Genomic DNA, 22,495 nt, shown 5'->3' with positions numbered 1-22,495 from the left:
CGCTGCTAGCTACATACAGAGGATAGTATGTCTCGAAATATTATGTTAATCCCAATTGGCGTAGGTGTGGGTCTAACCTCGCTAAGCTTGGGTATGGTACGCGCCTTAGAGCGTAAGGGTGTTAAAGTTCGCTTCTTTAAGCCTATCGCACAGATTCGTGCTGGCGATAGCGGACCAGAGCGCTCAACCACTATTTTGACTAAGTCTCCAACGGTAAACCCACTTGAGCCGTTTTCTATGGAGCACGCTCAAGACTTAATCCGCTCTGAGCAAACAGATGTTTTACTTGAGCAAATTATTGCCCGTGTTGCAGAGTCAACGTCTGAAACTGAAACCATTGTTATCGAAGGTTTAGTGCCAACACGCAGCCACCCATTTGCTGACGACATCAACTATGAAATTGCCAAAGCACTTGATGCCGATGTGATTTTCATTGCGACTCCAGGCAACGATAGTGCTGATAGCCTAATGAATCGCCTTGAGATTGCACAAAATGCATGGGGTGGTGGCAAGAACAAACGCCTAATGGGTGCCATTATCAACAAAATTGGCGCGCCGGTTGATGAAGAAGGCCGTGCTCGTCCTGATTTATCAGAAGTATTTGATAGCAGCGCACCGCAAATCAACACAGCTGATATGTTCCAGCTGCCAGGTAAGAGCCCTATTCGCATTTTAGGTAGTGTACCTTTTAACACCGACCTGATTTCGCCGCGAGCATCTGACTTAGCGAAGCATCTCAACGCTAAAATTATCAATGCCGGTGAAATGAACATCCGCCGCATGCGCCGCGTAACCTTCTGCGCTCGTAGCATCCGCAATATGGTGTCGCACATTAAGGCTGACTCACTATTAGTGACCTCTGGCGATCGTTCAGACGTAATTGTATCAGCATGTCTAGCAGCAATGAACGGCGTGAAAATTGGCGCACTATTACTTACAGGTGGCTATGAGCCTGAGCCTGAAGTAATGAACCTTTGTGAGCAAGCTTTTGAAACCGGTTTACCCGTATTCTTAATTGAGTCGAACACATGGCAGACATCGCTTAATATCCAGCGTTTCGACCATGAAGTACCAGTTGACGATGCGGTACGTGTAGAAAAAGTACAAGAGTTTGTCGCCAGTCATATCGACCAAAGCTGGGTTGAGTCTGTGACGCAAGATTCGCCGCGAGAGCACTTACTATCGCCACCAGCCTTCCGCTACAAGCTGACAGAGCTTGCACGCGCTGCACGTAAGAAAATTGTACTACCTGAAGGTGAAGAGCCTCGTACAATTAAAGCGGCTTCAATCTGCGCTGAGCGCGGTATTGCCCGCTGTGTGCTTTTAGGAAACCGCGAAGAAATTCAACGTATCGCTGCGCAGCAAGAAATCACTCTAGGTGATGGCATTGAAATCATTGAGCCACAAGGTGCACGTGATAACTATGTTGAACCTATGCTAGATTTACGCCGCCATAAAGGTCTAACTGAAGTCGTTGCTCAAGAGCAACTAGAAGATAACATGGTACTTGGTACCATGATGCTGGCGCAAAACGAAGTCGACGGTATTGTATCTGGTGCGGTTAACACCACAGCAAACACAATTCGCCCGCCGCTGCAGTTAATTAAAACGGCACCAGGCTCTAGCCTAGTATCATCAATCTTCTTTATGTTGATGCCGGATCAAGTACTGGTTTATGGTGACTGCGCGATTAACCCAGATCCAAACGCAGAGCAACTGGCTGATATTGCTATTCAATCAGCTGAGTCTGCAGCCGCATTTGGTATTGAACCACGTGTCGCGATGATCAGTTACTCAACAGGTACATCTGGTACAGGTTCTGATGTAGATAAAGTACGTGAAGCAACACGTATTGCAAAAGAGAAGCGCCCAGATCTTGTGATTGACGGCCCGCTGCAGTACGACGCCGCAGTCATGCCAAACGTGGCTCGCTCTAAGGCACCTAACAGCCCTGTTGCAGGTAAAGCGACTGTATTCGTATTCCCAGATCTCAACACAGGTAACACGACTTACAAGGCGGTTCAACGTAGTGCTGACCTAATTAGTATCGGCCCTATGCTGCAAGGTATGCGTAAACCGGTTAACGACTTATCTCGTGGTGCACTAGTAGATGATATCGTATACACCATCGCACTAACAGCTATCCAGGCAGCACAAGCTGAGCAAAATAGCTAATGTTCGGTAATTAGCGAGCCACTACTAGCTAAAAGTCATTTAAAAGCACCTCTTCAAGAGGTGCTTTTTTATGGGCGGTCTTGTTCTGAAATGCGTTCCCCGCATTAATATAAGCTCGCTACTAACTAGCAGTGTTTGATCATAGCTAGACAAGGCTAGTTACTAAAGTGGATAAACAAACAGATTATTGGTGCTGACTGACTTAGAGCTCGAAATAGCAGTAAAAAGCGCAGCTTTTACCAACAAAACAACAGCAGTAATTGGTGAATTAACCGACAGGAAATAAAGGTGGTAAAAAATAACCAAAGTATAATTAATTTTAATTTCATAAACTTAAGGTTAAAATTAAGATTCGTTAACACACTTGTCCACAGATTTTGTGGATAACATAGGGACGAATGAAGCCCGCTACTAAAATGCAGCTATTGAGTTAGTTATGACATCCACCATGCTGGCAGTCAAGCGTAAAACAAACTCAGTTACAAAAGGACACGGATAAGTCTATGCAGCTTGGTTGCTACCGCACTACTCCCTCTCTTTAAATGATAAACAGTTGTTAAATAACAGCTAAACAGTAATACTAACGATAAAATTAACTAACCTGATGTACTAAGTACTTTTGGGTTAACCAGAGCTATCTCTATGTTTAAAAGATTATTATCGTCAGTTTGTTTTCTCGGTTTACTGCTCATGTCTGCCTGTGGACAGCCGGATGAAAGCGGCACTAAAGCCCTAACTCCGGAGGAAGTCTCTCTTGGTTTCTTTAACGCTATCTATGTCGAGCGTGATGTATCTAAAGCTGTGCGATATGTCGATAATGACCTTAAAGAAGTCATTGAGCACTACCACATTGCTTCTGCGGTGCAGCGTCACGTGTTAGGGCTATCGATGACTGACGTCACTATGTCTATTGACGAAATTGATATCGACTTCTTCCGTAAATTTACTGATGACGTGACGGTAATTGTCAAGATGGAAGGCTTGAGAGGCGGCAGAGATTGGGTTGACGACAGAACTATCAGATTGGTCAAACGTGGTAAAAGCTGGATTATCGTCGAGATATTGCCTGAAAAAGGCAGAATAGAACAATAGCCAAATGGGTAATGTTATAATTGGCCAAAAATAAAATAAGGGAGCATATGCTCCCTTATTTTTTGATGAACAAAGCCGCAGCTAGATGTTATTTGGTACCAAAAATTTTATCACCAGCATCACCTAAGCCAGGCAGGATATAACCATTCTCGTTTAAGCACTCATCTATTGATGCAGTATAAAGCTCAATATCTGGGTGAGCCTCTTCAAGCGCTTTAACACCTTCTGGCGCTGCAACTAAAATAAGCGCTTTGATTGACTTGCACCCGCGGCTTTTTAGCAAATCAATAGTAGCGATTAATGAGCCGCCGGTGGCTAACATAGGGTCAACCACAATCGCCACACGCTCTTCAACGTTGCTCACTAGCTTATCGAAGTAAGGCACTGGCTCTAACGTTTCTTCATCACGATAAATGCCAACAACCGAAATCTTGGCGCTCGGGATGTGCTCAAGTACGCCGTCCATCATGCCAAGACCTGCACGTAAAATTGGCACCACGGTTACCTTTTTACCTTTAATCTTTTCAACTTCAATTGGGCCATTCCAACCGTCGATGGTCACTTTCTCAGTTTCAAAATCTGCAGTCGCTTCATAAGTTAATAGGCTACCAACTTCTGTAGCTAATTCTCTAAAGCGTTTGGTGCTGATGTCTGCTTCACGCATTAATCCAACTTTATGACGAATTAATGGGTGTTTAACTTCAACAACTTTCATCCTGATCTCCTCAGTTGTTACAACAATGGCCTAATGGCACAAATGGTAGTCTATTTATCCCATATATAAAACATAAAGTTTCGCTATTACAGTGAATCGTGAGCCATCGCAAGCTAAATCAAGCAAATGAACGTTTTATTGCGCGGATAAGTACAATTCTGGCTTTCGAGCTGTATCACAAACTGATAGAATACCGCCGCATAAAAATCCCATAGAACGATGTACCCGAGAGGATCCTCCGTGAGCACCCCTACCCCACTAAGTTATAAAGATGCTGGTGTTGATATCGACGCTGGTAACAAGTTAGTTGATAACATCAAGTCTGCAGTTAAGCGTACCCACCGCCCAGAAGTCATGGGTAACCTAGGTGGTTTTGGCGCTCTTTGCGAACTACCAACTAAATACAAGCAACCTGTATTAGTATCTGGTACTGACGGTGTTGGTACTAAGCTGCGTCTAGCGATTGACTACCAAAAGCATGACTCTGTTGGTATCGACCTAGTTGCTATGTGTGTCAACGACTTAATCGTTGCTGGTGCTGAGCCACTATTCTTCTTGGACTATTACGCAACTGGTAAGCTTGATGTTGATACTGCGACTTCTGTCGTTAACGGTATTGCTGAAGGTTGTCACCAATCAGGCTGCGCGCTAATCGGTGGTGAAACTGCTGAAATGCCAGGCATGTACGAAGGCGAAGATTACGATCTAGCTGGTTTCTGCGTTGGTGTTGCTGAAAAAGAAGAATTAATCGACGGCAGCAAAGTTAAAGCTGGCGATGCGCTAATTGCGCTAGGTTCTTCAGGCCCACACTCAAATGGTTACTCGCTTATCCGCAAAGTGTTAGAGGTGAGCAAAGCTGACCCACAACAAGACTTAGCAGGTAAGCCGCTAATCGACCACCTACTTGAGCCAACAAAAATCTACGTTAAGTCACTACTTAAACTACTTGAGCAGGCTGACGTGCACGCAATGGCGCATATCACAGGTGGCGGCTTCTGGGAAAATATCCCACGCGTACTGCCTGAAGATGCAAAAGCTGTTGTTAAAGGAGACTCGTGGACATGGCCAGTAGTATTTGACTGGCTAAAAGACAACGGTAACATCGAGCAGTTTGAAATGTACCGTACATTTAACTGTGGTGTAGGTATGATTATCGCTTTACCTGCGCAGCAGGTTGAGTCTGCACTTGAGCTATTAAAAGCTGAAGGTGAAAACGCTTGGTTAATCGGTGACATTGCTGCGCGCAATGGCGACGAAGAGCAAGTGGAGATCATCTAACATGTCACACCGCTGTCGTGTCGTTGTGCTTATTTCAGGTAATGGCTCTAATCTTCAAGCCATTATTGATGGATGTGATGACACCTTAACCGCTGATGTGGTGGGTGTGATCAGTAATAAACCTGACGCTTATGGATTAGTTAGAGCGCATCATAGTGAAATCGACACCAGCTGTGTGATTGCTCATTCTGATGAGACCCGTGAACAGTACGATGCCCGCCTGCTTGAGGCAATCAACAAGTATCAACCCGATCTTGTAGTGCTAGCAGGTTTTATGCGCATTCTATCTGACGGCTTTGTTGAGCAATTCACGGGTAAGATGCTAAATATCCACCCTTCTTTATTGCCTAAGTATCCTGGATTGCACACCCACCAACGTGCAATCGATGCCGGTGATAGCGAGCATGGCGCTAGCGTCCACTTTGTTACCCCTGAGCTAGACTCTGGCCCTGTGGTACTACAAGCAAAAGTACCGGTTTACCCAGGTGATGATGTAGCAACGCTATCTGAGCGTGTACACGAACAAGAGCACGCTATTTACCCTATGGTCGTCAAATGGTTTAGTCAGCAACGCCTGGTTATGAAAGATGGTAAGGCTTATCTAGACAATGAGCTTATTGGTGAACAAGGCTACGCTGCTGACTAGCAAGCTTCAAAGCAGCAACTTTACCAAATAAAAAAATCTCGCCGCGGCGAGATTTTTTATTTTTTAGCCCTAAAGCTAACTTATACCAATTGGGATAAATAAGTGATCAGAGGTTACGCAGGAAAAGTCGTTTAGAACAAGGCAGAAATTGCAGCTAGCTAGTTGTTCTAACTACAAAATTTCTAACGAAGTTATAAGCGATTTTAACCAGTAAGAATGATCACATTCTTGTGCTAATTGGTATTAAGCATACTTGAAGCGACACGAATGAATTAACGCACAGGTAGATCGATATCTTCAAACATTTGGTCAATCAGTTGTTGATCGCGTAAAGCCACTGCTTTCTCAACCACTTCACGAGTAAGGTGCGGCGCAAAGTGATACATGAAGTCATACATGTAACTACGCAAGAAGCTGCCACGCCTAAAACCAATCTTAGTGGTGCTATGACCAAACAAATGGCTGGCATCTATGGTCACTAAATCGCTATCTGCAACAGGATCAACTGCCATGGTTGCAATCACACCAACCCCTAACCCTAACCTGACGTAAGTTTTCAAAACATCGGCACTGGTCGCACTAAATACCACTCTCGGGTCAAGATTAGCTCGGTTAAAGGCTTTCTCAATCTCTGAGGCTTTATCAAAGCCAAATACATAAGTCACCAAAGGATGATGAGCTAAATCTTCAATCGTTAGCGAAGTGCGTTTCGCAAGGGGGTGATCTTTGGTCACCACAATTGAGCGATTCCAGTGATAACAAGGCAGCATAATCAAATCGCTATATAGGTGCATAGCTTCTGTGGCAATAGCAAAATCAGCATCGCCTCGGGCAGCCTGCTCACTAATTTGCGAAGGTGTCCCCTGATGCATATGTAGGTTCACCTTAGGGTAACGCTTAATAAAATCTTTAATGATAGGTGGCAGCGCATACCTTGCTTGAGTATCGGTGGTGGCAATATTTAACTCACCTTGATCCGGCTGAGTATATTCTTCTGACACCTTTTTGATACTTTCAACTTTGCCAAGGATGTCGTTAGCAATATCAATCACCTGCTGCCCCGCCGGTGTGACATGGGTTAAGTGCTTACCACTTCGCCCAAATATCTGGATACCTAACTCATCTTCAAGCATGCGAACCTGTTTACTGATCCCAGGTTGCGATGTGTAAAGATTCTCTGCGGTAGCCGACACATTCAAATTGTGCTTTACCACCTCAGCAATATATCTAAGTTGTTGCAGTTTCATACAAACCTCGAAACACCACACATAGGCCAACAGTTTATTTGTTGACCATCTGTAAAGTGAGCTCAATACTAAGTTATGGCGCTCGTGCCAAACCTGCTTATCTATAATCAAAAGTTATAGTATAACTAGTATTAATATGCAATCAGTAATAACGAATGCTGTGTTAATCGGCAATTAAGCCCATGTTGGTCAGTGGAATGTTTACAAGTATTCATATTGAGATCTAAAATCGAAAAATGGCTTATTTTTCAACGACAGCCTTTAACTCTTACGCTAAGATAGTAGTTAATTAAAAATGGTAGTTACACGTAAATGGTAGTTACGCTAAGATAGCAAACTGGCTTTACGTTAGGGATAGCAAAATAATCGCTGTCATTAACAGCCTTAAAAACTAAGTGTCTTTGGATCTCAGTTTACGACTCCTGCTGATATTAATAACAAAACGGAACTCATAATGTCTTTGATCATGGTTTTAGTCCTCATTGGTGCGCTGCTTTTACTCATTATTGGGTTCAGTATTATTCAGCAGCAAAAAGAGCGCGCCGAAGCTGAGCGCCGCCAAGAGATAGCCCGCCAACGTGCCATTATAGATGAAACCGAAGCCGTACTTTCTAATACTGGTATGGTGCCTTGCTCAAGCAATATCATTATGGTGCTGTATAAACGCATTCAAGACGCTTTGGCCCAATCTATCGGTTATGCCACCGGACAAACCAAGTCTGACTACGAGCGCCGACTAAGCGACTTACGTAATCAAATACAAACAATGCAAGCCGCGCCAACGCCAGCTCCTGCTATTGAAAACTTTCGTTTACCAGACAATGACAAGCAAATTCTGGAACTGGTAAAAACCTTAAAAAAACTCAAAGCGATTCTTAGAGCAGAGCACAATAAAGGCAAAGTTGACCCAACTATTTTTGCAGAAGAAGAGTTACGCATTGATAGTTTACAACTGCGCATTAATGTCGACTCGATGATAACCCGTGCACGTGCAGCGTGCTTTATGAAGCAATACGGTTCAAGTAAGCAAATGGTTACTAAGGCGCTTAACACCTTGCATACTATTAAAGCCCAAACCCCGAATGATCCCTTTATTGCTAAAAAAGTGGATGAGGCCAAACAGTTACTTGATGAAATCATGGGCGCACAAAAGCACTCACAGCCAGAAGCACCTAAACCGAAGAAGGAAGGTGATGATCTGGATATGCTGTTTCAACCTAAGAAGAAGTGGTAAACAACCCTTCCCAACAGATTTTCTTTATACATTAAAACCGCTAAGGCGGTTTTTTTGTGTCCTGTCGAAACTGCCCATCAACAGTAACTAGATCGCTTCACTCTCTGAAGCGAGTTATCGCAATTTGTAAAACTCGTTTTGTTCTCCCCCATATGACTATTTAATTAAAGCTACACGAGCAGCAAACAAGGTCACGTAACTGGTAACAACGCTCCAACATTGATAATTATTTTATAGATGACTAAATTCATCGACAGCCATTAGCTAATCACCAAGGAACAGCTGCCCACGCGCACCAAAAATATAGATCCACTAAATATTTAGTAAATTTTTTGTTCATTTCACAATTATTAGCACCAAATAATACAAGGATCGTCACCCAAATACTCCAAAAACTAACAATCCCAGTTTGACGATATATTCCGATGCTGCCAAAGTAGCGCCATCAAGTTATTGTTTTCGGAGTTCCCCATGTGTTCTATTTTCGCCATTTTAGATATTCAAACCGATGCAAGTGAGTTACGTCAGACTGCACTTGAGATGTCAAAACTACTGCGTCACCGTGGCCCTGACTGGTCTGGTATTTATACTGATACTCACGCCATTCTGGCTCATGAGCGTCTAGCGATTGTTGATGTTGACCACGGCGCACAGCCATTATTTAGCGAAGATGGAAACCTAGTACTTGCGGTTAACGGTGAGATCTATAACCACCAGCAACTCAAAGCTCAACTTGGGGATAAGTACAGCTATAAGACCCAATCTGACTGCGAAGTCATTCTGGCGCTGTATCAGGAATACGGCTGCGAGTTCCTCGACATGCTCAACGGTATCTTTGCATTTGTGCTTTACGACAAAGCCAAGCAACAATACCTGATTGGCCGCGACCACATGGGGATTATTCCTATGTACACAGGTTTCGATGCACAAGGTAACTTATATGTTGCCTCAGAAATGAAAGCCCTAATGCCGGTTTGTAAAACTGTTGAAGAATTCAAACCTGGACACTACCTAAGCTCACAAGATGAAGCGCCAATTCATTACTATGTGCGCGATTGGCAATCGTTTGACGCTGTAAAAGACAACGCTGCAAGCGTCGAAGAGTTGCGTGACGCGCTAGAAGCTGCCGTTAAACGCCAGCTGATGTCTGATGTACCATATGGTGTTTTACTCTCGGGCGGATTGGATTCATCAGTGGTGTCAGCCATTACTCAAACCTTCGCTAAACGCCGCATTGAAGATGATGGCGAGACAGGCGCATGGTGGCCACAACTTCACTCTTTTGCTGTAGGTTTAAAAGAATCTCCTGACTTAAAAGCAGCGCAAAAAGTCGCTGATGACATAGGCACGATTCATCACGAAATCACTTTCACCTTCCAGGAAGGGCTAGATGCTGTTAAAGAAGTGATCTATCACCTAGAAACTTACGATGTGACGACGATCCGCGCCGCAACGCCTATGTACTTAATGGCACGCAAAATCAAAGCGATGGGCATTAAAATGGTGTTATCGGGCGAAGGAGCAGATGAATTATTTGGTGGTTACCTTTACTTTCACAAAGCACCTAATGCACAGGCATTCCATGAAGAACTGGTACGTAAACTGGATAAACTGCATTTATTTGACTGCTTGCGCGCCAATAAAGCGATGGCGGCATGGGGATTAGAAGCTCGAGTTCCTTTCTTAGACAAAGAGTTTATGGACGTGGCTATGCGCATCAACCCAGAAGCGAAAATGTCAAAAGATGGCCGTATTGAAAAACACATCTTGCGTGAAGCGTTCGAGCACAAGCTTCCAAAAGAAGTGGCCTGGAGACAAAAAGAACAGTTTAGCGATGGCGTAGGCTATTCGTGGATTGATGGACTTAAAGACCATGCAGCTGAGCAAGTGGATGACTTACAGCTAGCAAATGCAAAGTTTCGCTTCCCTTACAACACGCCCGAATCAAAAGAAGCTTACTTCTACCGTTGCTTCTTTGAAGAGTTTTTCCCACTACCGAGCGCGGCAGAGACAGTGCCTGGAGGCAAAACCGTGGCCTGCTCGACACCAGAGGCACTACTTTGGGATGAGAGCCTACAAGGTATCAACGACCCATCAGGTCGCGCAGTGAAGAACGTTCACGATAGTGCATACGAAAATCTGTAAGCCGCGATAAATTTATCGTTAAACTCCGACGTTAAAACCACCTACAAAGGTGGTTTTTTGTTATGCTTGCGCTCATAAAAACATTATCAAGAGCTTTGCCTTACCATGTCTGAAGTCACCATTTTTCACCTTGAAATGCACAGTGCAGATGCACTAAACCCAAAAAACGATAGCAAAGGGTTAGTCATTGAGCCGGCCATCACCAAGCAATATGAATACAACCGTTTTCTCTATGAGTTTGTTGGCAAAGCATGGGAATGGACAGACAAGCTCAATTGGACAGATAAGCAATGGCAAGAATACAGCGAAGCAGATAACCTGCATTTGTATGTTGCCTATTATCAAGGCTCGCCAGCAGGCTATTTTGAACTGCAACAACAGGCTGATGGTAATGTCGAGATCATGTATTTTGGTCTTGGTACACGGTTTATTGGTAAAGGTATGGGCGGCTATTTACTCACTCAAGCAATTAAACAAGCCTGGGCGTTACCCGACACCCAAAGAGTTTGGGTACACACCTGCTCTCTCGACCATCCAAGCGCGTTAAAAAACTACCAGGCTCGCGGCTTTACACTGTTTAAAACCGAGCTAGAGAAATAACAAGTGAATCAGAAATAATAGATGCACATGAGAATTAAACTCGAGCTATCACCTTGCAAGGGACTGATACTTCGAGTTTAAGTTCGAGCTTGTTCGGGACTGAAATTAAACGTCGCACCAGAAAGGCGTAACCACTAAACTACCTTATAGGCCCTTTCGAATCACCTGACCGATAATGATTGGGTTTCACTTATCAGAAAAGCTGCGCTTAGCCTGCGCAGCACATTGTCTATTTTTAAGCTCAGCCTTCAACGCTAATTGCTGCGCGATAGTCATTGAATGCCAGTCTAAAATCTCTTTGTAGGTACGCTGACATCCAAGGCAAACATCATTTTCATCAAGGCAGCAATGGCGAATACAAGGCGATTGCACATGCGATTTAAGATCCACTTATCAGACTCTCACTAGGCTATCACTGTACAAAAACACTTATTCAGACCAAACCGCATATTCATTGCCGCAAGGACATGAAAAATGAAAGCGCCGTCCACCAGGGAAGCTAAATACAGGCTTAACAATCTTGCCACCATGTTGAGTAATGCTGGCTTCGGTAATCGCCAAGTTATCGCTACAAAGCACAATTAATGGTGAGCCATGAGCAAGGCTAAAGTTTTTGGCTGATAGGTAAAAGCCTCCATCAATGCCAACATCTAAAAAGCAAGTATATTCATCACCATAATCTTTAAACTGCCACTGAAATACCTGCCCAAAAAACGCCTTGGTTTTAGCGATATCACTTACGGGAATTTCTAAGTAGTTAATAGTATTATGGCGCATTGATAAGTTCCTTTTAGTATTTAACCTGAACTAGGGATAATAAATCGGTTTCTAACGGCTATTTTTGCCCGTCTCTTAGTAAAGAGAGGTCGTTGAAGCTACTTGCAATAGGCTAGCTATTGACGCGTAGCTTCGCCTTGAACTAAACAAAACTATCTCGCTAGAAACTTAATACTAGGTATAACTTAGGAAAGGAAAATCATTGGCACTTCCTTATCCCAAGCTCAGGTTATTTAGCTCTCCCTAAGTATAAGTACTTCCTGACGACGTAGCGTGACTATTTAAATTGTTACTGGATCAGCGCTGCCGCCAAGCCAATCAAGCCGCCAAATACTCCCCCCAAACGACCAACCAGCCAAGGTGAGTGCGGATCATATCCTGCACAATTTGTTTAACTAGCTCTGGCGTAAGCTCATTCAATCGCTGCTCAACAATTGCGCCAACCTTTTGTTGCATGTCAGCCATTACCGCCGGGCTTTCAAGCTCATCAATCAGGATTTGATTAAACTTGTCACTTTGCGCCATTTCAATCAACTGTGCTTTCATTTTTTCGATAAAAGGCTCTTTTAACGGCGCAATAGCGTCAGTGCCCCCAAACATCGCCAACATGCCTCCCAGCGATGACTGTTCGACAGTTTTAACCAAAGCATCAAATGATGGCTCAAGATCCACCTTTTCAATCACTGGCTCAAGGTTAATCGGATTAGCATCTTTGCTTGTCAAAAAGCGATCTATATTTTCCTTGGTGAAAAACTGCTCCATCATTAATTGATGAATCGCGGATTTGAATTCTTCAAAACGAGATGGGATAACCCCGAGCCATACAGGCCTGGAACCTTTTCAAATAACATATGTATGGCAAGCCAGTTGGTCACAGCACCAGAAAGTGCAAACATACCCATAGTTAAAACAATTGGCTGGTCGAAAACATAACCGCATACGATCAAGGCTGCCGCCAGTGCGTTGGTAATGAAGCTCTTGTTCAAAGCAAATCCCTCAAAATACAAAACCCGAGTATTCTATCGAAAATACTCGGGTTTAAAAAATGCTTATTTAATGCTAGCGAAACAAAAGCACGGGCGTTAAAACTCAGTGCTTTGGATCACTACTATTATGCAATCATTTCGGTCTGTTCAATGTCGATTTTGTTGTTAATCAACAATACCTCTGTACCATCGGCTAATTGCTTAGCCTTCTCAAGCATCATGCCAGCAATGCCTTGATGGCGAAAATCGTCGATAACAAACGCATCTTCTAAATGCCATACTGGCTTTAAATGAAGCGAAGAAAACGATGGGTATAATTGGATAAAGCCGACCAGCTCGTCACCTTTAAGTGCAACAAAAATGATCGAGTCATTTTCTGATAATCGATTAATAAGAAAGCTTCTACATGCTTGATAATCTTTCTCATAATCAAGCTGATTACGGTACTGATTCAACAGGTGGCTGAGAGGTTCAAGGTCTAGGTTTACGGCGAGGCGAATTTGCATTTTTCATCCTTGAATAATATTGACCAAACTAAAACGGCTGCACTTATAATCAATCACAATCTAAGTGATACTACATTTGCATGATAAAGGCTATGGGAATGATTAAAACCCGCGCCAAACATCTGACAACATAATAATATGTTACTCAACATTATCACATAGCTGGATTATAGAACAACGTACGCATTACGCTGAAAAAATTTATATTTACATGATGTTAACCAAGCGACCATTTTTTGTCCATGTAAATATTAATTCAGACGATTGCACTATAAAAAGAGCGAGTTTTTTTTGACACCTTTCGTTAAAATAGTTGAATCAGTATTCTTGCAGTGACCTCACATGAAGCAAACTTTGCAAAGCTTTAAACAAGCATTCCTCCAGCGCCCAAAGTATCAACGAGTGGCGGTCTATTTATTAGTTAGCTACGCTCTGTATTGCCTAATCTTAGGTATAGTCACACCTGCACTGCTTAAACAGCAATTACCAAAGCAACTGTCTGAGATTACCGGTCGTGACGTTTCAATCACTGAAATCAAAATCAACCCCTTCACTCTAGAATCGACAATTACCGACTTTGCTATCGCTGCTGATGCCAGTGCTGCTGATACTAGTACGAGTGGTGATTTCGTTCTCTTTAAACAGTTTTACGCCAACGTAAGCTTTTGGCAGTCAATTACCGAGTTTGCAGTAGTATTTGATAAGATAAGCCTAGATGCTCCGCAAGCAAAAATTGCTCAGCTAAGTGAAGAGCTGACCTCGCCTCAATTTAATTTTGACGACATCATCACACAAGCGAGCGCCTACTTTGCACCGGAACAAAAACAGCAGCCAACTACCACGGATGACCATGCTCAAGCGCTGTTCCCATTGCAAATTAAGCAACTGAACATAACTGCTGCAGCACTATCGATTGAAGACAAAGCAACTGCTAGTAAGATTAATTACCCCAATATCAATCTAGCAATTTACGACTTTGACACCCGAGCAAACCTCAATAGCGAACAGCGAGACCAAAGTCAGATACAAGCAAACCAATTTAGCTTTAGCTTAATCGATGACGCTAGCAGCCAACTAAGCATTAGCGGCGGCGTACAACTAAAACCACTTAAGCTGCATAGCCGCATTAACCTAACCCAATTTGACTTGAGTTATTACTATCAATTTATCGACCAATGGCTAGAAGCCGATTTACGGTCGGCATTTATTGGCCTATCGGGCAGTGTAAACTTCGACCAAGAGTCAGACGTACTGGCACTGAGTAATGGCCAATTATCATTAGATGATGTGCGTTTTCACGCACCAAACTCTGAGCAAGCCTTTATTGAGCTTGGCAGCTTTGCGCTGGCTGATATTAGCTTCGACTCCTTAGCCCAGCAGCTTACGATAACTAAACTCAAATCAGATAACCTCAAAGTTGACGCCAATATTAGCGCAGACGGCAGCGATCTTCAGCGCCTATTAACTCCTGAACTTCCTGCTTACTTAATTCAGACTTCACAAACACAAGAGCAGGCAAAAGATCAAGCACAGACACCACCACAAGACCAAAGCAAGCCAGAAGCTCAAGCTGGCAACCAAGTTGATGCAGCCGATACTAGTGAGCTAGTAGCGGTAATCAACGGCATTGAAATCAGCAATTATCAGCTCAATATTATTGAATCAATTGCCAATCAAACAGCTAATCAATGGCAAATCGGTGAGCTTGCACTTACCACGGGAGAAGTTCGCTCAGATCTTGCTGGTGAGCTTGAATACAAATTACAATTTACTATCCAACAAGATGGGCAACTGAGTCTTGAAGGCAAGCTAGACATACAGCAGCAAGCTGCGCAAATCGCCTATCAAATGCAGGACTTCCCACTCTCAGCCTTACAGCCATACGTGTCGCCGTTCATCAACGTCAGTATCAACAATGGTTATATCGGAACTGCAGGCAATGTGAGCATTGAGCCGCAAACTCAAGACGGTAATATTACCGTGCAAGGCAGCGTTAATGCTTATCAACTTGATATTGAAGATAATCTGCTGCAAACGCCGCTAATCGCCTGGCAGGACATGAAGCTTAATCAATTTGACTTTAACCTAAAGCAAAACAAACTGGCTATCGATCAAATCGACTTTCACCAGATGTTTAGCCGCATTGTGATTGATGAAGACGGTACCAACAATATTGGCCATCTCATCATCGAACAAACTGACAACTCAGGTGAAGACGGTGAAACGACAAACACTGGCAAAGACACTCAAACTAATATAGAGGCGCAAAATCTGGCACAGAAACAAAGTCAGAGTCAAAACAATGAGCCCAGTGACGCTAATTCATTAGCCATTGATGTAAATGCTATCAATATCCACGATAGCTCAGCATTTTTTGCAGACGACAGCTTAACGCCGCAGTTTGCCTCAGGAATTGAAATGCTGAATGGCAGCATTAAAAAGCTATCAACAACACCTGAAACCCGTGCGAGCGTCGACTTACAAGGCAAAATTGACCGTTATGCTCCAATGAGTCTAAAAGGTGAAGTTAACCCGCTGCTTGCAGAGCCTTATGTTGACCTTAACTTACAGTTTAATAAGGTTGAGTTGACATCAGTTAATCCATATTCAGGTACCTATGCAGGCTACTATATCGACCGAGGCCAACTGTCGATTAACCTAAATTATCAGCTGCAAGATAATGCCTTAAAAGGAAGTAACCACGTGGTAATTGACCAGCTAGAGCTAGGTAAACCCAGTAACAGTAGCCTGGCAACCAGTTTACCAATCAGTTTGGCTATCGCACTGCTGCAAGATAGAAACGGGGTAATCGATTTAGGCGTAGATGTCGAGGGTGATTTAGACTCGCCAAGTTTTAGTTTTGGCGGCATCATATTAAAAGCGATGACCAACGTGATAACTAAGGCTGTCACCGCACCGTTTAGCTTATTGGCTGGCCTGGTCGCTGAAGACGATGACATGGAAAACGTGCAGTTTGAATTTGGTAGTGCCAACATCACCGAAGATGATAAGTCTAAGTTAGACTCTCTAGCCAAAGCCTTAGTTGATAGACCGCTTTTAAAACTCAACCTTAAAGGCGCAGTAGAAGCAGTATCAGATAGTCAGTCACTAAAAGAAGATGCTTTCAAGCAAACCCTTAGCAAACGTGCTGCACTAAACTATGCCGACATTATGGACTTAAGTGCAAGCGGCTTACCCGAGTCTGGAACAGTCATTGATTCACTGATTGCGCTATATGACGAGCAATTTGGCATTGAGCAACGCCAGACTGCACTAGCTGCGATAGAAAACGATCTCCCGGGTTTGTCGCCACAAGCGCAGCAAACTCGCTTGCATATATCGCTCTATAATCAATTGGTCAATACGATTGAACTGGATGAAAACGATTTAGGAGAGCTCGCCCACGCGCGAGCAACAGCAGTGAAGACCTATCTGGTTGAGCAAGGTAAAATCGATCCTAGTCGTATTTTCCTGCTAGAAAGTAGAGTTAACTATGCCCAGGATGAAGCCAAAGTCGTGATTGGGCTGGATGCTGACTAATACGAGATACTAACCACATATACGCCATGAGCGACTTAACTCTGGTTCAAACATAGACTAGTTCCACTGTTTCGTAATGCACGCAGCCGCTAACCTGCGTGCATTATTTTTGCCACAAGAGATGTTGCTAAACCTAAGCTAGCCTTGCAACCCGAAAAGAAATTAACTTAATCCCCCTTAATTGATAACACCACACCAACCTCACCCCTTTAAAGTGTGACTCACTTCAAGTAAGATTCGCATCCAAGCTATTACCCAAACATTAACTAAGTTCATTTGTAAGCGAGGCAGTATGTTTATTATTCGTTGGATATTGGGCCGTATCATCTTATTTTTTGACTTTGTGTTTTCCCCTAAAAAGCGCCAACGTCCTGTGACTGAACAGCAACGTATAGACCAAGCAACGCAATCCCTGTCGCTTTACCAATACAAAGCTTGCCCTTTCTGCGTGAAAGTACGCCGCGAAATGCGTCGTCAAAGCTTAAACATTACGACCATAGACGCCAAGCAAGAGCAAAATAAAAATGAACTTGAAACCCAAGGCGGCAAACTGCAAGTTCCATGCTTAAAAATTGTTGAAGATGGCCAAACACAATGGCTATATGAATCAAGTGAAATTATTGGCTACTTAAATCAAAAGTTTGCCTAGTCACTGACCAGAAGCTCATTAGCGACACAATATAAGCAATGCCGATATTCGTATCGGCTTTTTTATCGGTAAATTTGATTTGTTTCACCCGCGAAATCTCGTATCCTAGATAAAAATAATTTAAGAGAACCATCATGTTACGCCAAAGCTTAATTGTCATTGCGCTAGCTTCATTATGTGCGTGCAGCGCAAGCCCTGTGGATCCACAAGAGTTTGCCGGGCGCTACAAAGATAGATTTTCCACCCAAATTAAAGGCAAAGACATCAAGCTATTTACCTACAGAGCAAGTTTAGCCACCAGCTCACAGCGCGGCATTGATGATGACCTCCCTCACAACCAGCGGATTTCACGCAAGAAACAAGATGCAAGTAGTTATCGTAGAGAACAAGCACGCAAGCAAGAAATGCTTGAAGCTTGGGGCGAGCACGTTGAAGTAGGGTTAGTTAAAACTCTGGCAATGACAGGCTACTGCCAAACTGGCTATATCGAGCTAAGCCGCTATGTAACCAGCGACAGAGCTGAAATTCGTGGTGAATGCAATGAAGGGGCAACAGAAGCAGACATTGAAAAGTTCGGCCGCTAACTACTATCACTAGAGATTCTCACAGTCCTAAACTTTCAAAAAGTAGGCTTTAATCGAAGAAGCATTAAAGCCTTTGCTTTAGTCATCACTTAAGCGTGCTATAATCGCCGCAATCAGTAACCTGAGCTCAGGTTAGGTAACAACCGCAGTATTAACGTGCTCAAGCTAAATCAAGTTTGTGCGCCAATAAGCTTGAATTGATCGCTTGAATCAAACAAACACCAGCTTATTTCTGCCCATTGAAATAGAGTGGCAACGATGAACAAAAAACAGCAGATGAATAAGAAAATGGCTAAGCGAGCCAAGGCAAAGAAGAATAAAACAGCGATGCCGAACCCAAGCAGCAAGCCAAAAGAGCGTTATATTTCAAAAGCTGAGCGTGCGAAATTGGCGGCAGAGCAAGACACAAATCTAAATGAAGCTAACACCGCAGATGCTCAAACAAACGCTGACGACCAATTAAGCACTGATGTAGCAGAGTAAACAAAAGCGGCATAAGCAATAACTGACGTTAGCTAAAGACTTCCAACAATAAAGGGCCTAATCTGGCCCTTTAGTATTTTCTATACTTAACCGCATAAACAACCCACTATTCCTTAGGTTTTCCATTGGCCGTATTGCTGGAGTCACTAGAATCAGAGTGATTGTCATTACTGCCATCTTCTGCAGAGGCTTGTGACTTAGCGATTTGATGACAAAGCGGCTCTTCATCTAACTGAGCGAGTTGCGCACAAGCTGAAGATAGCGGCGCAGAGCACACCGATGAGTCAGACATTACCTTATCGTCTTCAGTATCGTCACTAGCACCACTAATACCATCAACAGTTTGCTGCTTGTCATCAGCATGGTGCGATTCGATAGTGGCTTGTTGTACTTGTTGCTGGCGGTTTAACTGGTCAATCATCGCCAGTTTATCAACGTGGCGATATGCCACCCACACACCAATTACGCCAAACAAAATTGCACCAAGTACCTGACCAATCAGCACGCCGTGCCAGCCGCCGATCATTGCGCCAACATAAACAAATGGAATGGTACCAATTGTCGCCTTGCCAACATTAAAGAAGGTTGAGTATTTAGCTTTACCCAAGTTGTTAAATGACGCGTTGGCAACAAATAAAATGCCGTTGAATATAAAGAATACCGCGATGTACTGACAGAAGAATAGAATGATGTCAGCTGCGTCACCACTCATGTCAAATACATCAACTATTTGATGTCTAAGTAAAAACAAGATCAGTGACATGCCCAATACGAACACCACACAGAATTGAATCGAGCGAGTAAGGGTCTCTCTAACGCGACCAAAGTCATTGGCACCAAAGTTTTGCCCAACAATAGGACCAATAGCGCCTGACAGCGCGAAAATCATACCGAAGGTGACAGGAATAAGCCTGCCTAGCACAGCCCAACCAGCAACATAACTATCACCAAAGTCCGCAATCGCGCGGGTAACCACCGCATTACCGATTGGCGTGGCAATATTGGTTAGCATTGCAGGTCCTGCGATAGCAAAAATAGTGGGTAAGTCTTCAACAAACTCATTGAAGCTAAACTTGCCCATCAACTTATGCTTAACCACCACGCCATAGGTTGAAATAAACAACACAGCAAAACGTGAGCATACTGATGCAACTGCCGCACCTTCGATTCCCATTGACAACAAAAAGATAAATATCGGGTCGAGCACGGCGTTAACACCGCCACCAGCAAGCGTCGACATCATCGACAGTTTGGCATCACCGACTGCCCTTAACGCGCCGCCAAGCGCCATTGCTAAGCTAATAACGGGTAATGACGGTACCAAAATATACAGATAGCTTTGTGCCAGCTCAGCAGTTTTACCACTCGCACCTATCATGGCGAGGATTTCTGGCACAAAAAACAACACCAGCACAGCCACTAACGAGCTGGTAATTACCGTAACAACAGCGCTGTTTAAAAATAGGCGCTTGGCTTGTTTATCTTGTTTTGCCCCAACCGCTTTTGACACCAAAGCACCAAGTGCGATGGACAGACCAATACCGATAGACGTGGTAAAAAACGATACTGTCCCAGCATAGCCCACAGCAGCGGCGAGTTCTTGTTCTCCGAGTAAACTTAAGAAGAACATGTCGAGTAAATCGACCACAAACAGCGCCGAAATACCAATGGCGGCTGTCGAGCTCATCACTAAAATATGTCGCAGTATTGAGCCTTCTAAAAACTTTGCAGTGGTGCTCATGAAATGATTAGTCCTTTTGTTCAATTTCTAGTTCTAGTGATTCGAGCTCAGTACCACAGTGATTACAATAACTAGCATTCTTGTCGTGGCCTTTATGACCACAGTTGCTGCATTTGCGTAAATCTCGTTCGCGCCCCATTTCTTGAGAAATTTCTGCCGTTAAAATGCCCGTAGGAATAGCTAAAATCGAATAGCCAATTAACATGGTGGCTGCTGCAATCGCCTGCCCTAACGATGTTTGCGGCGTAATATCGCCATAACCTACCGTGGTTATTGTCACAATGGTCCAGTACATGGCTTTCGGAATCGAGCTAAATCCATTCTGCGGCCCTTCAATGACATACATGATCACACTTAACACTAATACGATAAGACTGACCGAAAAGAAGAAAATAAATATCTTGCGACTCGAGTGCACCATAGCACGCAGCAAGATATTGCCTTCACTCAAATAACGTAGCAGTTTTAATACTCTAAAAATCCTAAATAGGCGCAGTATCCGTATCGCCAGCGCAAAATTGGCACCTGGAAATATTAGCGCCAGGTAGCTAGGTAAAATCGACACCAAGTCCACCACACCAAAAAAGCTTCGCGCATAATGCCAGCGATTAATTGAGCAGTACAAACGCACTAAATACTCTATGGTAAATATGATGGTAAAGATCCACTCGGCAACGCGTATTACACCACCATAAGCCTGATGAATAGGCTCAATGGTGTCGATTAGAATTAAACCGACGCTCAAAATAATGCATACCATTAGAATTAAGTCGAAATAACGACCTGCCGTGGTATTAGTTCCAAAAATAATGCCGCGCAGTTGCTGCTTTAGCGGCGTGTCATTGTCGGCTGGAGCTCCCATAAATACGTTTTTAATCCTTAACAATCAACAGTGAGTCTAAAACAATATCAATTATACGTTCAGATGGTTACACTCTACGACTGATTAATTAAAATAATAAACTCATTCATTAGAGAAAACGCATGCTGCGCCTATTTTGTGTAACACTCTGTGTACTAGTATCATTATCTAGCTCATTCGCTCACGCACTATCTGGAAAAGCAGATTTAGTTATCGTCAAGAAATCTGAATCCTCGATGCAGATCCTCCGCCAAGGCAAAGTGCTTAAAACCTACCACATTGCCATGGGCGATGCGCCGCAGGGTCATAAGCTGACAGAAGGCGATCAACGTACTCCGCAAGGGCGATATATTCTCGATTACAAAAAGTCAGACAGCGCTTTCTATCGCTCAATTCATATCTCATACCCAAATGAAGAAGATAAGCTGCGCGCTAAAGCATTGGGTATAAGCCCTGGCGGATTGATTATGATCCACGGCGAAAACCCAAAATCAAAACTGCCGCCGCTTGAGCAACAAAAATATAATTGGACCAATGGCTGTATTGCGGTCACCAACAAGGAAATGGATGAGCTGTGGCAGGTGATCGACCCAGGTACGCCAATTGAAATCTGGCCTTAGCTTTGAATGTTGTGCTTTGCACATCTAATCTCTCAAATAGATATAACATTATGAATTATCAAACTTTACAGCAATCCTGGCCGCAATTTTCTAACGACATCAGCAAACTTGTCGTGCGACTCGGTCTAGATAAACTATCGCTTGAGTGCGACCACTGTGCGCTGCGAGCAAACTCGACTGAATCTGCACAGCAGTTAGCGCAAGCATTCGCTGAAAATGGACAAGTCATCTCCAATAATATGATCAACGGCAGACCCATTCTGATCATCAAGCTTGACCAACCACTAATGCTCGGTGAGCAAGCAATTAGCTGTGTTGAGCTGCCCTTCCCATCTTCAAAAGTTTACCCCGTTGAAGGCTGGGAGCACATTGAGCTAGTGTTGCCAGTAAACGTGAGCAGTTGTGATGACTTAGCCAGTGAATTAGTCGCCCGCGTACCTAGCCTGCAAGGCGTGCTCGCAGGTGAAACCGACATCAAGGTCAAAATGAGCTCACCAAAAGGTGACAATGAAAGGCTAGCCAACCCAACGATTGCATTTAAACATGACAATCTGTGCGTTAAAGTTCACCCACACACGATTGAAGCCATCATTGCTAGTGAGCAGTAACACTAAC

The 22,495-nt window shown here is 43.6% G+C and carries 20 protein-coding genes and 1 pseudogene; 13 read left to right on the top strand and 8 right to left on the bottom strand.

Annotation, left to right across the window (positions count from 1 at the left end; all coding sequences use genetic code 11):
- The first annotated feature begins 27 nt into the window (after positions 1-27).
- Together pta and EXU30_RS20730 are read left to right on the top strand one after the other, a co-directional pair.
- Positions 28-2,175 carry a phosphate acetyltransferase gene (gene pta, locus EXU30_RS18010; protein ID WP_130602383.1) on the top strand — a complete coding sequence of 716 codons (2,148 nt, stop codon included), beginning with the start codon at positions 28-30 and terminating at the stop codon, positions 2,173-2,175.
- Between the two features lie 642 nt (positions 2,176-2,817).
- The gene (locus EXU30_RS20730; protein WP_423213350.1) at positions 2,818-3,267 is read left to right on the top strand and encodes a nuclear transport factor 2 family protein; all 450 of its coding nucleotides are present in this window, start codon (positions 2,818-2,820) and stop codon (positions 3,265-3,267) included.
- An 88-nt stretch (positions 3,268-3,355) separates the two neighbouring features.
- On the opposite strand, the gene upp is transcribed toward EXU30_RS20730, so the two are convergent.
- Entirely contained in the window at positions 3,356-3,982 is a 627-nt protein-coding gene (gene upp, locus EXU30_RS17995) for a uracil phosphoribosyltransferase (protein ID WP_130602377.1), read from the bottom strand.
- Between the two features lie 240 nt (positions 3,983-4,222).
- Here upp and purM point away from each other — a divergent pair, with 240 nt between their 5' ends.
- The gene (gene purM / locus EXU30_RS17990; protein WP_130602375.1) at positions 4,223-5,260 is read left to right on the top strand and encodes a phosphoribosylformylglycinamidine cyclo-ligase; all 1,038 of its coding nucleotides are present in this window, start codon (positions 4,223-4,225) and stop codon (positions 5,258-5,260) included.
- A 1-nt stretch (position 5,261) separates the two neighbouring features.
- Complete coding sequence (gene purN / locus EXU30_RS17985; RefSeq protein ID WP_130602373.1) at positions 5,262-5,906, top strand: phosphoribosylglycinamide formyltransferase; 645 nt, start codon at positions 5,262-5,264, stop codon at positions 5,904-5,906.
- Between the two features lie 272 nt (positions 5,907-6,178).
- Here purN and cysB read toward each other — a convergent pair whose 3' ends face one another.
- Entirely contained in the window at positions 6,179-7,153 is a 975-nt protein-coding gene (gene cysB, locus EXU30_RS17980; protein ID WP_130602371.1) for an HTH-type transcriptional regulator CysB, read from the bottom strand.
- A 454-nt stretch (positions 7,154-7,607) separates the two neighbouring features.
- Here cysB and EXU30_RS17975 point away from each other — a divergent pair, with 454 nt between their 5' ends.
- The 3 genes from EXU30_RS17975 to EXU30_RS17965 all read left to right on the top strand — a co-directional run bounded on the left by EXU30_RS17975 (position 7,608) and on the right by EXU30_RS17965 (position 11,132).
- On the top strand, positions 7,608-8,387 hold the full coding sequence (locus EXU30_RS17975) for a hypothetical protein (protein WP_130602369.1): 780 nt from the start codon (positions 7,608-7,610) through the stop codon (positions 8,385-8,387).
- Between the two features lie 471 nt (positions 8,388-8,858).
- Positions 8,859-10,532, top strand: coding sequence for an asparagine synthase B (asnB, locus tag EXU30_RS17970; RefSeq protein ID WP_130602367.1), 1,674 nt, complete (start codon positions 8,859-8,861; stop codon positions 10,530-10,532).
- Positions 10,533-10,637: 105 nt separating this feature from the next.
- Positions 10,638-11,132 (top strand): GNAT family N-acetyltransferase, encoded by a 495-nt coding sequence (locus EXU30_RS17965; RefSeq protein ID WP_130602365.1) that lies wholly within the window; start codon positions 10,638-10,640, stop codon positions 11,130-11,132.
- A gap of 186 nt (positions 11,133-11,318) precedes the next feature.
- Here EXU30_RS17965 and EXU30_RS17960 read toward each other — a convergent pair whose 3' ends face one another.
- The 4 genes and pseudogenes from EXU30_RS17960 to EXU30_RS17945 all read right to left on the bottom strand — a co-directional run bounded on the left by EXU30_RS17960 (position 11,319) and on the right by EXU30_RS17945 (position 13,401).
- Positions 11,319-11,522, bottom strand: coding sequence for a DUF1289 domain-containing protein (locus EXU30_RS17960; protein ID WP_130602363.1), 204 nt, complete (start codon positions 11,520-11,522; stop codon positions 11,319-11,321).
- A gap of 39 nt (positions 11,523-11,561) precedes the next feature.
- Positions 11,562-11,909 carry a VOC family protein gene (locus EXU30_RS17955; RefSeq protein WP_130602361.1) on the bottom strand — a complete coding sequence of 116 codons (348 nt, stop codon included), beginning with the start codon at positions 11,907-11,909 and terminating at the stop codon, positions 11,562-11,564.
- Positions 11,910-12,198: 289 nt separating this feature from the next.
- Positions 12,199-12,895: pseudogene (locus tag EXU30_RS17950) on the bottom strand (DUF445 domain-containing protein).
- A 125-nt stretch (positions 12,896-13,020) separates the two neighbouring features.
- Positions 13,021-13,401, bottom strand: a complete 381-nt coding sequence (locus EXU30_RS17945) for a GNAT family N-acetyltransferase (RefSeq protein ID WP_130602359.1) — start codon at positions 13,399-13,401, stop codon at positions 13,021-13,023.
- A gap of 342 nt (positions 13,402-13,743) precedes the next feature.
- On the opposite strand from EXU30_RS17945, the gene EXU30_RS17940 reads away from it, so the two are divergent.
- The 4 genes from EXU30_RS17940 to EXU30_RS17925 all read left to right on the top strand — a co-directional run bounded on the left by EXU30_RS17940 (position 13,744) and on the right by EXU30_RS17925 (position 18,657).
- Positions 13,744-16,941 (top strand): DUF748 domain-containing protein, encoded by a 3,198-nt coding sequence (locus EXU30_RS17940; protein ID WP_130602357.1) that lies wholly within the window; start codon positions 13,744-13,746, stop codon positions 16,939-16,941.
- Between the two features lie 292 nt (positions 16,942-17,233).
- Entirely contained in the window at positions 17,234-17,590 is a 357-nt protein-coding gene (locus EXU30_RS17935; protein ID WP_130602355.1) for a glutaredoxin family protein, read from the top strand.
- Between the two features lie 134 nt (positions 17,591-17,724).
- Positions 17,725-18,174 carry a hypothetical protein gene (locus EXU30_RS17930; protein ID WP_242620259.1) on the top strand — a complete coding sequence of 150 codons (450 nt, stop codon included), beginning with the start codon at positions 17,725-17,727 and terminating at the stop codon, positions 18,172-18,174.
- A gap of 258 nt (positions 18,175-18,432) precedes the next feature.
- Positions 18,433-18,657, top strand: a complete 225-nt coding sequence (locus EXU30_RS17925) for a DUF2986 domain-containing protein (protein WP_130602351.1) — start codon at positions 18,433-18,435, stop codon at positions 18,655-18,657.
- Between the two features lie 106 nt (positions 18,658-18,763).
- Here EXU30_RS17925 and EXU30_RS17920 read toward each other — a convergent pair whose 3' ends face one another.
- Both EXU30_RS17920 and EXU30_RS17915 read right to left on the bottom strand, forming a co-directional pair.
- Positions 18,764-20,398 carry an MATE family efflux transporter gene (locus tag EXU30_RS17920; protein WP_130602349.1) on the bottom strand — a complete coding sequence of 545 codons (1,635 nt, stop codon included), beginning with the start codon at positions 20,396-20,398 and terminating at the stop codon, positions 18,764-18,766.
- 7 nt (positions 20,399-20,405) lie between these two features.
- Positions 20,406-21,260, bottom strand: a complete 855-nt coding sequence (locus EXU30_RS17915) for an ion transporter (protein ID WP_130602347.1) — start codon at positions 21,258-21,260, stop codon at positions 20,406-20,408.
- 122 nt (positions 21,261-21,382) lie between these two features.
- Between EXU30_RS17915 and EXU30_RS17910 the strand changes: the two genes are divergently transcribed.
- Both EXU30_RS17910 and EXU30_RS17905 read left to right on the top strand, forming a co-directional pair.
- On the top strand, positions 21,383-21,880 hold the full coding sequence (locus EXU30_RS17910) for a L,D-transpeptidase family protein (protein ID WP_130602345.1): 498 nt from the start codon (positions 21,383-21,385) through the stop codon (positions 21,878-21,880).
- 50 nt (positions 21,881-21,930) lie between these two features.
- Positions 21,931-22,488 carry a VOC family protein gene (locus EXU30_RS17905; RefSeq protein ID WP_130602343.1) on the top strand — a complete coding sequence of 186 codons (558 nt, stop codon included), beginning with the start codon at positions 21,931-21,933 and terminating at the stop codon, positions 22,486-22,488.
- Positions 22,489-22,495: the final 7 nt, after the last annotated feature.

Source organism: Shewanella maritima (genome assembly GCF_004295345.1).
GTDB classification, from domain to species: domain Bacteria; phylum Pseudomonadota; class Gammaproteobacteria; order Enterobacterales; family Shewanellaceae; genus Shewanella; species Shewanella maritima.
This window is presented reverse-complemented; position numbering and strand designations above follow the sequence as displayed.